This window comes from Lapidilactobacillus wuchangensis (genome assembly GCF_003946645.1).
In the GTDB taxonomy this organism is placed as follows: Bacteria; Bacillota; Bacilli; order Lactobacillales; family Lactobacillaceae; genus Lapidilactobacillus; species Lapidilactobacillus wuchangensis.
Genome location: NZ_RHOU01000012.1, coordinates 1 through 14,573 on the forward strand (window position 1 = coordinate 1; position 14,573 = coordinate 14,573).

The following is a 14,573-nucleotide window of genomic DNA, read 5'->3' on the forward strand; positions in this document are numbered from 1 at the left end:
TTAAATACAAGCCTTATTCTAACCGCTAAAGCGGCAAGAATAATTTCATGGCTGACGCCAATTGCGCCGCCACCACCTGATAAAACTAACTAAATTGATTTCCACTGTTTGGCCGAACCAGATTGTGGTGACATAAAGTCGGTGTGACAAGCCCTATTGAGAATAGAGGTGTCGCACCCTTTTTTGCCACTGTTTAACTATTTTTACTGATTGAATTAAGTTAATGAATCCCACTAACACTGCCTTAAACTCTAATAAAGATGAAATACACCACCTCAACTCCAGACGGAATGGAGGGATCTTGGCGTCAGCCGCCAAATTATCGTTAGTGCTTTAGCACTTACGATAAGGCTTGTATTTGAGATTGTTGCGAAGCAATAAGCTCAAATCAATGCCGGCCGCGTTCCACGCCAAGCAGCCCGCAATGCAGTCAGACTCAATTCTGTTTCAAGGTCTGCCCAGGTTTTAATAGTTTTGAACTTTCTTTTCAAAAACTTGATGGCCATCAATTTATTAAAGTACCAATCTCGCTAAACTATAGTCATTAAATGAAACGAAAGGCCACGGGGTGACACACATGAAATTTCAAATGTATATCCAGAAACACACCAAACAAATTACTTGGCTAACCGGCATTTTAATTGTTGCGGGGTTAGCACTACAATATTTAGCACATTGGCAATTAGGCGCAAATATTTTATTGGCGATTGCCAGCGTCATTGCGATTATTCCAATTGCCATTCACGCTTATCAGGCTTTGAAGGTTAAAGTTGTCAGCATTGAGTTGCTGGTCACCATTGCCGTGATCGGCGCCTTCATTATTGGCGAATATAATGAATCAGCAATTGTGACGTTCTTGTTCTTATTTGGGAATTTCTTGGAACAGAAAACGTTGGACAAGACCCGCGCTTCAATTAAAACGCTCACTGAAATGACGCCAACAACCGCTTTGGTTTTACAGGACGATGGTACCACGGAAACTGTTGATGTTGATGACGTGGAAAAAGGTGATCGCGTCTTGGTTAAAACTGGGGCCGCGATTCCTGTTGATGGAGTGGTCGTCGATGGCAGTGGTTACGCTGATGAGGCGGCCGTTACTGGTGAGTCACGGGCGGTTAAGAAAACAACTCATGACCAAGTTTTTTCGGGCACGATGTTAAGCGACGGTTATTTACAAGTTGAAGCAACTAAAGTCGGTGACGACACCACTTTTGCCAAAATTATTGAGCTCGTTGAAGACGCTCAAGATACCAAGTCGCATGCCGAAAAATTCATTGATCGTTTCGCGAAATACTACACGCCAGCGGTGCTCTTGATTGCTTTGGCAGTCTTCATCATTAGTCGTGATTTCAAATTAGCGATTACTGTACTGGTGCTTGGTTGCCCTGGTGCTTTGGTGATTGGCGCGCCAGTTTCTAACGTTGCCGGGATTGGCAATGGTGCTAAGCGCGGCATTCTCATCAAGGGTGGCGAGGCGATGGATACTTTCGCCCATGTTGATACGTTTGTTTTCGATAAAACCGGCACTTTAACGCAAGGCAAAACGGCTGTTTCCGAGATCAAAAATTACGCCACAGATCCTCAACAAGTGTTGGCGTTGACGGCGCGAATGGAAACATTATCAGATCATCCTTTAGGACGGGCCGTGTTAGCTTACGCCGACCAACAAAATGTGGACTACCAATCATTGGCGGTCAGCGATAATCAGACTTTGAAAGGCCAAGGCTTAGTTGCCCAGATCAATGGCCAACAAGTCTTGGTGGGCAATCAGAAATTGATGACCACTTATGATTTAAGCCTATCAGCAGCGCAACAAGCTGATTTACAAGCATTACAAGCTACTGGCAGCTCGACAATGATCGTGGCTGTGGCTGGTCAAATTGCGGCGTTGGTGGGCGTTGCTGACCAAATTCGGCCTGAAGTTAAGGCGCAATTAGCTAAGTTAAAAGCGGCCGGTGCCAAGCATTTAGTCATGTTGACTGGTGATAATCAAGTGACGGCTGATTACGTCGCCCAAGAATTAGGTATCGATGAAGTTCACGCTGAATTATTACCTGATCAAAAAGTTGAATTTGTTAAACAGTTCCAAGCTAATGGTCAGAAGGTGGCCTTCGTCGGTGATGGCATTAACGACAGTCCTTCGCTAGCAACGGCGGATATTGGGATTGCCATGGGTAGCGGAACTGATGTGGCGATTGAAACGTCCGATGTGGTTTTAATGCAATCTAATTTCACTTCGTTGGTGCACGCTTATCGCCTAGCTAAGAAGACGGTTTTGAATACCAAAGAAAATGTGGTCATTGCCATTGCTGTGGTCGCCTTCCTGTTACTTGGTTTAGTCGCTGGTTTCATTTACATGGCCAGTGGGATGTTTGTCCATGAAGCCAGCATTTTAGTTGTGATTTTCAATGCTATGCGGCTGATTCAATTCGGTGGTTCACCGGCCAAAAGTAATCCTGATGCGCAACAACAAACGGCGGCTCAAATAAATTAATTAAAAAAGTTAGCTAAACTTGACCACGGTCAATTTTTTAGCAGCTAGTTGCTCGTATACTAAATTTATCAGATATGAAAGGGAGTTACGTTTATGAATAAGAAAGTTATTTTACAACTGGATGCCTTAACTTGCCCCTCTTGCTTGACTAAAATCGAAGGTGCCCTTAAAGCACAACCAGGCGTCGGCGCCATTAAAGTCTTGTTTAACGCTGGCAAAGTGAAAGCTGAAATTGATGATTCTCAGACAAATGCTGATGCTTTAAGCGATGTGGTCACCAAATTAGGTTATGAAGTTCAAGGCGTCAAAGTAAAAGATCTTTAATTAAACCAGTTGTTTTTCAAGAATAAATTGTCAATCCACAATAAATACGCAAAATTATCCCAGTAATTTTAAATAAATTCAATTCCAAGGAGGAATTATTATGAACTTTAATCCCGAAATCGATGCTAAATACCAAGCCGAATTAGAACAGGCTGATCTTGATCACCACAAGCCAACTGCCGGTGCGATGACTGGTCATATCGTTGCCAATCTTTGGTACTTCGACGTGAAGTTGCACCAAGCTCTTTGGTTCGTCAAAGGTGCCTCAGCGTTGCAATTACAGGATTTTTATGAAACTTTGATTCAAGAAAATCGGCAGCAGTTAGACGATCTTGGCGCCATTTTGTTAGATGAAAACGAATTGCCACCAGCAACAGTGGCTGAATATACGAAATACACCAAAATGACTGAAGATGCGCGCCTGAAGTATGTAGACGCTGCTGATTTGGTTAATGAAACAGCTCATGATTACACCACAGCAAATATGTTTATTGATCGGGCTATTATTTTAGCCCAACGCGAGAATCGTCCGGCATTGGCAAGCTTCTTGATCAACTTGCGTGGTAACAATAATCGTCGCACGCGCCAGTTACAAGCGTTGCTTGGCAAAACAGCTTGGGAAGATTTAGTCGAAGTTGATGAAGATGACGAAGATTAAACCAAGCCACCACTAATTAGTCGAAACGCGGCGTAGTTGTGCGGGCGTGATAATTCGTGAATTCTAATTTTCATTTTTAACCCTATGCTTATTCGGCGATTGCCCAATTGCGACGAGCAGATTTACGATTAGCACCAAGTACGCCGCTAATAATTTTGAAATTCAATCACTGATGTTTTAATTGTTGCGCGCATGATTTAAACCTTCGCCAAGATGGCAGCCAGTTGTTGCAACTAAATGATTATTCCCCCGTAGTGATTTAGTGAGTGGCAACGAAAGCCCAAATTAAAGCGAATGTTAGTAGCACTTCATCTTTTCGTCACAATTAAATCTTTGTAAGGCCATTTTTAGATCATCAGTTTTTCATAGGCAGCGGTTATAGTTATCAATATAGAAAGTTACTTATTGCAAGCTAGTTAGTGCAAGTCACTAAGCTTTCTAACCCAAAATCCTAAAACCCAAATTGCTAATTTTCTTCATTTTACTCCTCCCCTTTAAAATGAAACGAAACCCACTTCCTGCCCAGAAGTGGGTTTTTGTTTTGGCGTGGAAATTGAACTTTCCTCATGTTGAGGAAACAATCAGTCAGTGCTTATGGCTAGTTTGCCAACTAAAATATAAAAAAATCTTGTATATTGGGTTGCTTTTCCTGGGTGGTTCGCGATACGCTATAAACAGCAGTTTTTTAAGGAGAGTCGGACGTTTTGCGGAAGGATCCAATTCAGTTAAAGTGGTTATTTTTAGGGTCGTTGATTACCAATACTGGGATTAGTTTTATTTGGCCATTGACCACAATTTATATGCATGAGTATTTGCACGAAACACTAACTGTGGCTGGTTTAGTTTTATTGATCAACTCGGTGGCCACAATTATTGGGAATTATTTAGGCGGTTGGTTGTTTGATCATTGGAAACCCTATGAGACGATTGTTGCTGGGATCGTGATTGCCACTGCTTCAGCTGGGGCTTTGATTTTTTGGCATGGCTGGCCAATTTACGCGATTTTACTAGTTATCCTTGGGCTGGGTAATGGGATTGTCGTCACTTGTATTAATTCGATTGCCACGTTAGTTCGGAGTAAACAGCCGAGCTACGTTTTTAATGTGCTGTATTTTACCAGCAACTTGGGCTTGGTCTTTGGTTCCTTAGTGGTCGGTTTTATTTTGCCACTGGGTATTCAGTACGTTTTCTTAACGGCGTTTATTTTGTTTGTGCTGTTCTTAGCTGTGGCGTTATTGACGTTCCGCAATTTGAATCAAGCCAAACAAGCCATTCGGCGCAGCAAGGTCACCGACACTGGCGACGGTCGCACTCGAGAAAAATTACCGATTTATTTGTTATTATTGATGTTGTTTGTGGCTTGGATTGGCTACGAACAGTGGCAAAGCAACATTTCAGCTTACATGCTGCATTTGGGGATGACGGTCCGTTCTTATAGTTTCTTATGGACTGTCAACGCCGTTTTGATTGTGACATTACAGCCGTTACTGACTCACTTCGATGATTATTTGCTAAAACATTTGCGCGGTCGTTTATACACTGGTTTCTTTATGTTTACTGGTTCGTTCGCAATTTTGCTGACGGCGAAGCATTATGCTTTCTTTATTTTGGCCATGGCTGTTTTAACAGTCGGTGAAGTCATCGCCTTTCCAGCCGTTTCGACATTCGTCAACGAACGCGCTTCTTACCAAGAAAAAGGTAAGTACCAAGGTTTGGTAACAATGGCCGCTTCGGCAGGCCGAGCAGTGGGGCCGTTAATCGGCGCTTTGATTATTGAGTCGATGTCTTACACCGTACTCTTTATTTTCTGTGCCGCCATCGTGATTCTGGCAACATTGGCCTTCATTCTTATCGGCCGTGGCAAGCGCCAGTCCTCAATTAATGAAAAGTAATTTAAATCAATTAGCATTTTAAAACCGTCAATTAATTGACGGTTTTTTTGTTGCTTCAAAATTGCGGTTGATTAAAGGTGAACTGGTTTTGGGCAGATTAGCGAACAACTCCGTTGCGGCCGGCGGGTTGTGGAACGCTGCCGGGATTGATTTAAGCTTATTGCGTTGCAACAATCTCAAATACAACCCTTATCCTAAGCGCTAAAGCGCCAAGGATAATTTGGCGGCTGACAACCCGGCGGCCTCCACTGCGTTTTGAGTTAATCTTAGCCACTTTAAAATTTAGCTGATATCAAGGCAATACTAGCAAAGTTAGATGCCAATGGCTCAGCAATCACCTAATTAAATTAATACAAATGAGCACCACTATTTGGCCGAACCAGATTGTGGTGTTACAAAATCGGTGTGATAATCTCTATTGAAAAGCAGAGTTGTCACATCGACTTTTTTGTTACTGTTCAACAATTACTACTGCTTGAATTGAGGTAATAAATCCCACTAACACTGCCTTAACTACTTCCAAAGATGAAATACACTAACTCAACTTCAGACGAAATGGAGGGATCTTGGCGTCAGCCGCCAAATTATTGTTGGTGCTTTAGCACTTACAATAAGACCTGTATTGAAGACTTTTGAAAAAAGGCTTCAATCAGTGTCGGCCGCGTTCCACGCCAAGCAGCCCGCAATGCAGTCAGACGCCATTCTGTTTATACACCTTCATCAAGTTTTAATAGTTTTAAACATTCATCCGTAATTAACTTACCTAAAAGACAACAATTAGGACAAATAAATCACTTCAAACGAATAAAACCTGACTAGTCATGGTACACTGAGAACAATTATTGGCTTGGGGATGATTTTTGATGCAAAAAAAATTAAAAGAACGATTAGATGTGTTTAGTGATGCGGTCATTGCGATTTTGATCACGGTGATGGTGTTAGAGTTGCCGATTTCAATGCGCCATGGCACGGTTTTGTATTTACAATTATTTAAATCGATTGGGATTTACTCCGTTAGTTTTTGTTTCATTGCTAATTTATGGTATCAACACGCAATTGCTTTTAACGAGGCTGAGAAAGTACCTAATTCAATCGTTGTGTTGGATTTGGTCTTCCTATTTTTCCTATCGTTGATTCCAACTTTTACTCGCCTGATGACTTCGGCGACTACTAACTATAACGTCATGCTTTATAGTGGCTTGTGTTTAATTATCTCGATGATTTTCCGGACGATGACGCGCTGGATCATTCATGATAAATACACCGAGAAGAGCGATATGCAGGTGATTTACAATGTTATTTATGGATCGGGTGTTTGGGATTCAGGCGTCCTTTATTTGGTGTTGATTCCGGTTGGTTATTTCTGGCCCCATGTGGTGCTGGTCCTTCTAATCGTATTATCGGTTCAATCTTTCATCAAACATGGCCAAGAACATACTGATTTCAGTGAATTGGAGAAAATGGCCACCACTGAAAAACACGGATTTGCTAGTCTTTCCGCAGAACAACAGCGTGATTTCTACCGGTTAGTTCACGAATATTTTCGGCAAGCACGTTGGGGCCGTCATGATCAACAAAAGCAAACGGCCGCTTGGAACTACTTTGCTAAGTCGGCACAGGATAAATTTGGGGTTTCTGATGAGACTTTGCGTCATTGGCTCCAGAGTTCCCGAGAAATTCGGGGCCAACGCGGCTATGGTCAATCCGCCGATCAGCGATGAATTAGTCGCAATTATTTTTGAATCTCAAGATTAGTCATATAAAAAATGCTGATTAGCAAGCCGATCATTCTTAATGAAAGATCGGCTTTTTTTGTGGTTACTTGAATGGATCAGTCAAATTATCAATGGCCGCAGTTAATGATGGGGTTAGTTTTTAGCGTCAATCGTCATTATTTTCGGATACGTGATGATTAGGGCGACCCAAGTAAGCAAATAATTAACAGTCAGTTCGATTAGTTTTGCGTTTGCTTAATGAATGACCGGTTAATTGAGCGACTAGCTGCAAAGCCAATCAAAACGGCGTTAGTAGATAACTTGTAAGCGATTAAATTGTTCAATTGCTAACGGTTGAACGAACTTTTTGTTAGTAAAAACCTGCTATATCAACATCGCTGAAAAAAATAAGTGCTTATTGTTGGCGTCGTAACTAGACATATGCTATTCTATTTTTGTTGATAGGGGTTACATTTTGTCACTGAGCCTATTTAGTTGAACCGTTGATCAAAAAATGATCAGTGATCTTAGAGCCCATTATTTTATTGATGTCATTTGTCGCTGGTGGATAACACCTAGTCAATCTTATTGGTTAGTGCTAACAGTTTCTGGGGGGAAGCTGGTGGCCTTATTATTGATATTACACAGGAACGTTAATCGGTTAGTTGGGTAGTCGCCTTTTTGTACGTGGAAAACGCGGAGACAGCGCCGATAATTTTTTTACCAAGAATCCTGATTAATCAAATTTTAAAACCTGTCTATTCAGAGCTAAAGGCGGGTAATCATCAGGTTAGTTAAAGCAAATGGTAATGACTTCTTGTGTCGATGGTTAAGCAAGATGCTGCGGTAGGCCGTAGCAGGGGGGAATCATGAAAAAATATTTACGGATTTACAACGACTTGTTGACTGATATTAAGTCGAAGAAGTTGCAAGAGGGAGATTTGCTACCAAGCGATCAGAAATTAGTCATGCGTTACGCTGTTTCTCGGGAAACGGTTCGTAAGGCGGTGCGCTTGCTATCAAATGAAGGTTATATTCAAACCATTCGTGGCAAGGGAAGTTTGATTTTGAATACGGAACGGCTTAACTTCCCAATTTCTTCAATTGAAAGTTACCGTGAAGTGGCTGAAGCTAATGGTTTGGACGCCGAAAATAATCTGATTGCGATTCAAGACCATGTGGTTGTACCAGAAAAATTATTATACGGTTCGCCAGGAATTCACGCGCAAATGATTTTACGCAAACGCGTGATTGACGATGTGCCGGTCACCTTGGATTATGATTATGTCAATGAACAGGTGATACCTGAAGTGCCAGCAGTCGCGGCGCAATATTCTTTATTCAGTTATTTCGAGCAGAACCTCAATCTGAAAATTGATTATGCCGTGAAGCACATTACGATCGAACCAGCCGGCGATGATGATTGCACCTACTTAGGTATTAATCAAAGTGTACCAATGGTAGTGGTGCGCAGTGAGACGCATTTGGCTGATAATCGGATTCTTGGCTACACCGAATCACGGCATCGCGCTGATAAGTTCAGTAGTGTTGAGTTTGCGCGGCGGCCACAATAATCATTTTTAATCAGGAATAAATTCGTTAACAGCAGGAATTATTTTCGTAAGTTAGTTGTGATTGACTGGCAACGAACTTACGACGCTATTATTAAGCAAATCGATTGAACGTCGATGGCATTCATTCGGGGAGGAATGACAATGTTTCATTTTAAAAAGCACGAACACACGGACAATATTTGCGCACCAGTGGCTGGCACTGTGATTGACTTGAGTAAAGTCTCTGATCCAGTCTTTGCTCAAAAAATGATGGGTGATGGCTTCGCGATTACGCCAGATACGCATAATGACCAAGTTGTCGCACCAATTGATGGGGTGATCACGGTTGCTCAGGGACATGCGCTGGGAATTCGTCGCGATGACGGTTTGGAATTCTTGGTCCATGTGGGCATTGATACCGTTAATTTGAAAGGGGCGCCCTTTGCTGTTCGTTTCAAGCAAGGCAAACGGGTTCACGCTGGGGAAAGTTTAGTGACGGTTGACTGGCAAATGATCAGTGATAATAACTTGGATGATACAGTGATGATTCTGATCACCAATTCGAAGACTGATCTAGCTAAATTAACGATTAACTATGGTGAGATTGCTCAAGGCGCTGTTGTCGGGAGTGCAACAGCGAAATAAAACGAGGGGGAGCGGATTATTATGGCGAAGACAGATTATAGTGCACTGGCGAAACAAATTATTGAATTGGTCGGGGGACCAAGCAATATTAATAAAGTTATTCACTGTATTTCACGATTGCGGTTTTATTTAAAGGATGAAAAAAAAGCCCAGACTGATAAAATTACTAGTCTTTCTGGGGTAGCTGGGGCGTTATATAACTCTGGGTTAGGTCAATATCAAGTCGTCATTGGGCCAGCAGTAGCTGATGTTTATGATGAAGTGATTAAACAATTAGGTAGCGGCTTTGCTGATGATAAAGCGACTGCCGAAGCTGTTGAAGAGACAGCAGAAGAAGCAGCGGCTAATCGGCCCAAGACATTATGGGGCTGGATCACGCGTGGCTTCCAATTGTTGATCGGTACGATTACTGGTTCAATGATTCCAATCATTGGTTTGTTAGCTGCTTCTGGTATTTTGAAAGGGTTCTTGACCCTCTTCACTTTCAACTTGCATTGGATCGATACGAAGTCAACAACCTTCATTATTATTAATGCCATGGGCGACTCGGCCTTTTACTTCTTACCAATTTTGGTTGGGTATACGGCGGCGAAACAGTTGCGTTCAGAACCAATTACAGTAGCAGCAATTGCTGGGGTTTTAGTTCATCCCACGATTGCCGCCTTATGGGCAGCGCCAACTAAAGGAATGGCAACAATCATGGGGATTCCGCTAAATGCGACATTCTTCGGCTTGCCAATCCACATACCTCAATATACGTACTCAATCTTCCCAATTATTTTCGCTGCTTGGTTAGCGCGACCAGTGGGAAATTGGTTGAAGAAAGTGTTACCGCTTAGTTTACGGGCTATTTTCCAACCGTTGTTCACATTGTTCATTGTTACCAGTGCGGTCTTAGTTTTAATGGGCCCAGTTATTTCACTGATTTCTGGCGCGTTGGCAACTGGGATTAACTTCTTAGTTACAGCGAATGAAGCAATCGCCGGTTTAGTTGTTGGGGCGTTATATCAAACCTTAGTTATCTTTGGCTTACACTGGATGATTGTGCCAATTATTTCCAACGATATTGCCATGACCGGTCATTCCGTCTTGAATGGCTTGGTTAACTTTACCATGATTGCCCAAGGTGCTGGTGCCTTAGCTGTTTGGGTCAAATCAAAACGTGCTGACATTAAAGGCTTGGCTTTGGCGGGGGCGTTGTCAAGTTTTGCTGGGGTCACTGAACCGGCGATGTATGGGATCAACTTGAAATATGGTCATGTCTTCTGGACAGCAAGTATTGGGAGTACTGTTGGCTGTTTCATTGCTGGTTTGTTCCATATTGATATGTTTGGTTTCACCGGTTCACTCATTGGTTTCCCATCGTTCTTCTCAAAAACCAATCCCAATAATATTTGGGTCTACCTCGTTGCTGCAGTTGTGACTTTAGTTGTTTCTTTCCTTAGCGTATACTTCTGGGGCTTTACTGATGCAGATCTTGATAAGGGCAAGAATGCGCAGAAGAAAAATGTCTTTAAAGGTGCAGTTAACTAGATAAGGAGTTTATGATGACTACAGATTGGCAGATTGTTTATCAAAATATTCCCCATGGCCCTAAATCGTACGGTCAAGAATCAATTTTAACGTTAGGGAACGGTTATCTCGGCTGGCGGGGGGCGCCAGTAACCACCCAATTTAGTGATGATCATTATCCCGGCTTGTATGTCGCTGGTGTTTTCAACCAAACGACCACTGTGGTCAATCACCGCGATATTGTTAACGAAGATATGGTGAATCTTCCTAATCCGCAATTGTTGAGGATTTTCGTTGATAATCAAGAAGTAACAGTACCTTATGACCAACGCAAAGCTTGTTTAAATATGGATCAAGGGACGCTGGTCGAACATTTCGAGTATCCGCTAGCAGCTGGGCGGCTGAAGTTGGATACGGTGAAAGTTTGCGATCCCGTTAATTACCATCAATTAGCTTTGAAGGTAAATATCCAACTTGATTTTGCCGCGCAAGTAAAAGTCCAACTGATCGTTGACGGTAAAATTAAAAATCAAAATGTGCAACGCTATCGGGAATTTAATAGCCAAGAGTTTGCCATTGTTAAAGCAGCCGATCATTTCATTCATGCCGAAACATTGGCCTCTAAAATTACACTAGCTGTTGGGGCAGTAACAACTAGTGACCAAGCTACTTTTACCACCACTTATCCGGATCATCAAGTGGTCGACCAAGCGCAAGTTGACTTGGCCGCCCAAGAGAATTTCACGATTGAACGCGTGATGGCTGTGGCCACCAGCTATGAGAGCAGTAATCCGATCCCGTTGGTTAAAAAAGCGTTGACTCATAGTAGCTTTACCAAAATTCAAACGTCAGGTTTGACTCATTGGCAGGCCTTCTGGCAAGATGCGGACGTGCAAATTGAAAGTGATGATCCCGACTTGCAGCGGTTAGTGCGCATGAATATTTTCCACTTGCACCAAGCGGCACAGAAACTTGCGAACAAAGATTTAGACGCTTCAGTTGGTTCCCGCGCGTTAACTGGGGAGGGTTATCGCGGGCATATTTTCTGGGATGAGTTATTTCTAGTGCCTTACTATGCCACAGTGGAGCCAGACACAGCGAAGGATATTTTACAGTATCGGCTCAAGCGTCTGACCGCTGCTAAAAAGAATGCCCGGGCGCAGTATGAACACGGCGCGATGTATCCTTGGCAATCAGCCATGTACGGCGATGAACAGTCGCAAAGTATTCATTTAAATCCGTTGACCCATCGTTGGTATCAAGACAACTCACGCTTACAACGCCACGTTTCGCTGGCGGTGGTCTATAATATTTGGTCCTATACGCGGATTACCGGTGACTATAGCCTGCTTCGTGAAGGCGGTCTGAAAGTGTTGCTGGAGACCACCAAGTTCTGGTTGAGTAAGGTGACTTATGATGGCGAACGTTATCATTTGTCCGGCGTGATGGGTCCCGACGAATTCCACGAGGCTTATCCTCAAGCAAGTGTTGACGGCCTATCTGACAATGCTTATACCAATATTATGCTAGTTTGGTCGCTGAACTGGTTACTGGACCTGCGTAAGAATGATGACGTTGATTTCGCCGGTGTTTGTGCTGAAGTTGATTTTGATGAGCTGCTAGTCCAAAAGGCTAGTGATGTGGCTAGTAATTTGGCCTTATTCGTTGATGATGCTGGGGTAATTGAACAATATCAACATTACTTCAACTTAAAGGATCTGGACTTAGATAATTATCGCCAAAAATATGGTGATATTCATCGGATCGATCGCATTTTGAAATCTGAAGATAAATCGTCGAATGATTATCAAGTTAACAAGCAGGCTGATGCATTAATGGCCGTTTATAATTTAGGTGAAAAAATGATGCAGCAATTGGTGGCTCAATTAGGCTATCAATTACCGAAAAATTGGCTTCGGGAAAACCGTGATTACTATTTAGCTCGGACCGTGCATGGCTCGACGGTTTCACGGCCAGTGTTTGCCGCGATTGATGTGCTTTTAGGCGAGCTGGATCATGCTGTGGATTATTTGATCACTGCCATTAAGTCTGACTTCGATGATATCCAAGGCGGCACCACTGCCGAGGGGATTCATACTGGCGTTATGGGCGGCACCCTATCAGTGATTGAGCATGCTTTCGCGGGGGTGAAGTTCTATGACCGGCATGTGCTGGTCGAACCTAAGATTCCTCATAATTGGAGTTATCTCTCCTTTGCGCAACGGTTCCATGGCACGTTAATTCGCTTTACGTTCCGCAATAATACCTTGTGTGTTGAGGCAGATCAGGACATTTGTATTATTGTTCAGGCGAATAAAATCCATTTAAGTGCCAATCGTGCAGTCAACATCGTCTTAAATCCGCGCTTTTAGAAGTTATTTATCAAAGGTTGCCCACTAGAAAATTGAGTAACAACTGAAATAGCGGTGATTTAATTGCTTAAATAAAAATCGCCTCATAATCATGAGTTGGATTATGAGGCGATTTTGTTTCAGAAGACGCGAAGCTTTTTTTCAAGAAAACTTGGCAAAAAAACAGCAACTACCCAGTGGCAATCGCTATCTTTTTACTAGATAATTCGTTAAAATCTGGGTGTTCTGATTTGAAAATAAAATGAATTCAGCAAATTTAAGGAGGATCATGATGGAACAAGATCAACAAGTTACCCCAACTTATCAAGCAAATTTCATGAGTGAGGCCACAGCAGAAGCGTTAGGCAACGTTCAAAATGGCGCCGGCGGTCCCTTTGGTGCAGTGGTTGTGCGCGATGGCCATATTCTAGCGGCAGCACATAATCAAGTTCTTGAAAACCACGACTCCACCGCCCACGGTGAAATTGTGGCGATTCGCCAAGCCTGTGCCCAATTAGGCAGTCATGATTTAAGCGGCTGCATCCTGTATACCAATGCCTATCCTTGCCCAATGTGCCTAAGTGCAATCGTTTGGGCCAATATCAAAACAGTTTATTACGGCAACACTGCTGAAGATGCTGCGGCGATTGGTTTCCGTGATGCCGATCTCTATCACTATATTGAAAATGGCTGCCAAGATGCGCAAGTGCTGGATTTGGAACAGCACGATCATGAGATGACGATTCAACCTTTCCATGAATTTGCTGCGAAGAAAGACAAGCAGCTTTATTAACAGAGCAGTGGTCTGAAACAGAATTAGTTCAGATCAAGAGTGGCGGTAAGTCTTCCCCAATTGAGGACGGCAGGGGCCCAGCAATTTTATGGGCGTGGAACATGGTGGGCGTTGATTTGAGCTTATTGCTTCGCAACAATCTCAAATACAAGCCTTATTCTAACCGCTGAAGCGGCAAGAATAATTTCATGGCTGACGCCAATTGCGCCGCCACCACCTGATAAAACTAACTAAAATGATCACCACTATTTAGCCGAACCAGATTGTGGTGAGACAAAAACGGTGTGACAATCTCTACTGAAAAATAGAGTTGTCACACCGCTTTTTTTGTTACTGTTCAGCTATTACCACTGATTTAAATGGGTTAATGAATCCTGCTATCACTGGCTTAAGCACTAATAATTATTAAATGTACCACCTTAATTCCAGACGGAATGGAGGGCGTGGTTGTCAGCCGCCAAATTTGTCTTATTGCTTTAGCAATTAGACAAAGGCTCGTATTTGAAACAATTGCGGTTTTCAATTGGTTCAAATCGATGCCGGCCGCGTTCCACAACCAGCAAGCCCGGAATGCAGTCAGAACCAGATCTGTTTTTACATCTTCATCTGATTTTAATGGTTTTGGTATTTAATCAG

Annotated in this window: 11 protein-coding genes; all 11 read left to right on the forward strand. The window is 42.8% G+C overall.

Annotation, left to right across the window (positions count from 1 at the left end; all coding sequences use genetic code 11):
- The first annotated feature begins 577 nt into the window (after positions 1 to 577).
- Entirely contained in the window at positions 578 to 2,494 is a 1,917-nt protein-coding gene (locus tag EKM82_RS09170; RefSeq protein ID WP_125768346.1) for a heavy metal translocating P-type ATPase, read from the forward strand.
- Between the two features lie 93 nt (positions 2,495 to 2,587).
- Positions 2,588 to 2,818, forward strand: a complete 231-nt coding sequence (locus EKM82_RS09175; protein WP_125768348.1) for a heavy-metal-associated domain-containing protein — start codon at positions 2,588 to 2,590, stop codon at positions 2,816 to 2,818.
- Positions 2,819 to 2,918: 100 nt separating this feature from the next.
- The gene (locus tag EKM82_RS09180; protein WP_125768351.1) at positions 2,919 to 3,476 is read left to right on the forward strand and encodes a ferritin-like domain-containing protein; all 558 of its coding nucleotides are present in this window, start codon (positions 2,919 to 2,921) and stop codon (positions 3,474 to 3,476) included.
- A 704-nt stretch (positions 3,477 to 4,180) separates the two neighbouring features.
- The gene (locus EKM82_RS09185; RefSeq protein WP_125768353.1) at positions 4,181 to 5,368 is read left to right on the forward strand and encodes an MDR family MFS transporter; all 1,188 of its coding nucleotides are present in this window, start codon (positions 4,181 to 4,183) and stop codon (positions 5,366 to 5,368) included.
- An 863-nt stretch (positions 5,369 to 6,231) separates the two neighbouring features.
- Positions 6,232 to 7,089, forward strand: a complete 858-nt coding sequence (locus EKM82_RS09190; RefSeq protein ID WP_125768356.1) for a TMEM175 family protein — start codon at positions 6,232 to 6,234, stop codon at positions 7,087 to 7,089.
- An 863-nt stretch (positions 7,090 to 7,952) separates the two neighbouring features.
- The gene (gene treR, locus EKM82_RS09195) at positions 7,953 to 8,657 is read left to right on the forward strand and encodes a trehalose operon repressor (RefSeq protein ID WP_125768359.1); all 705 of its coding nucleotides are present in this window, start codon (positions 7,953 to 7,955) and stop codon (positions 8,655 to 8,657) included.
- 141 nt (positions 8,658 to 8,798) lie between these two features.
- Positions 8,799 to 9,281 carry a PTS sugar transporter subunit IIA gene (locus tag EKM82_RS09200; RefSeq protein WP_125768362.1) on the forward strand — a complete coding sequence of 161 codons (483 nt, stop codon included), beginning with the start codon at positions 8,799 to 8,801 and terminating at the stop codon, positions 9,279 to 9,281.
- 21 nt (positions 9,282 to 9,302) lie between these two features.
- Entirely contained in the window at positions 9,303 to 10,814 is a 1,512-nt protein-coding gene (locus tag EKM82_RS09205; protein WP_125768365.1) for a PTS transporter subunit EIIC, read from the forward strand.
- A 14-nt stretch (positions 10,815 to 10,828) separates the two neighbouring features.
- The gene (locus EKM82_RS09210) at positions 10,829 to 13,165 is read left to right on the forward strand and encodes a glycoside hydrolase family 65 protein (protein WP_225419707.1); all 2,337 of its coding nucleotides are present in this window, start codon (positions 10,829 to 10,831) and stop codon (positions 13,163 to 13,165) included.
- Between the two features lie 271 nt (positions 13,166 to 13,436).
- Positions 13,437 to 13,937: a nucleoside deaminase gene (locus tag EKM82_RS09215; protein WP_125768371.1), complete on the forward strand. Its 501-nt coding sequence runs from the start codon at positions 13,437 to 13,439 to the stop codon at positions 13,935 to 13,937.
- Positions 13,938 to 14,371: 434 nt separating this feature from the next.
- Positions 14,372 to 14,569: a hypothetical protein gene (locus EKM82_RS11575; RefSeq protein WP_164508209.1), complete on the forward strand. Its 198-nt coding sequence runs from the start codon at positions 14,372 to 14,374 to the stop codon at positions 14,567 to 14,569.
- The last annotated feature ends 4 nt before the right edge of the window (positions 14,570 to 14,573 follow it).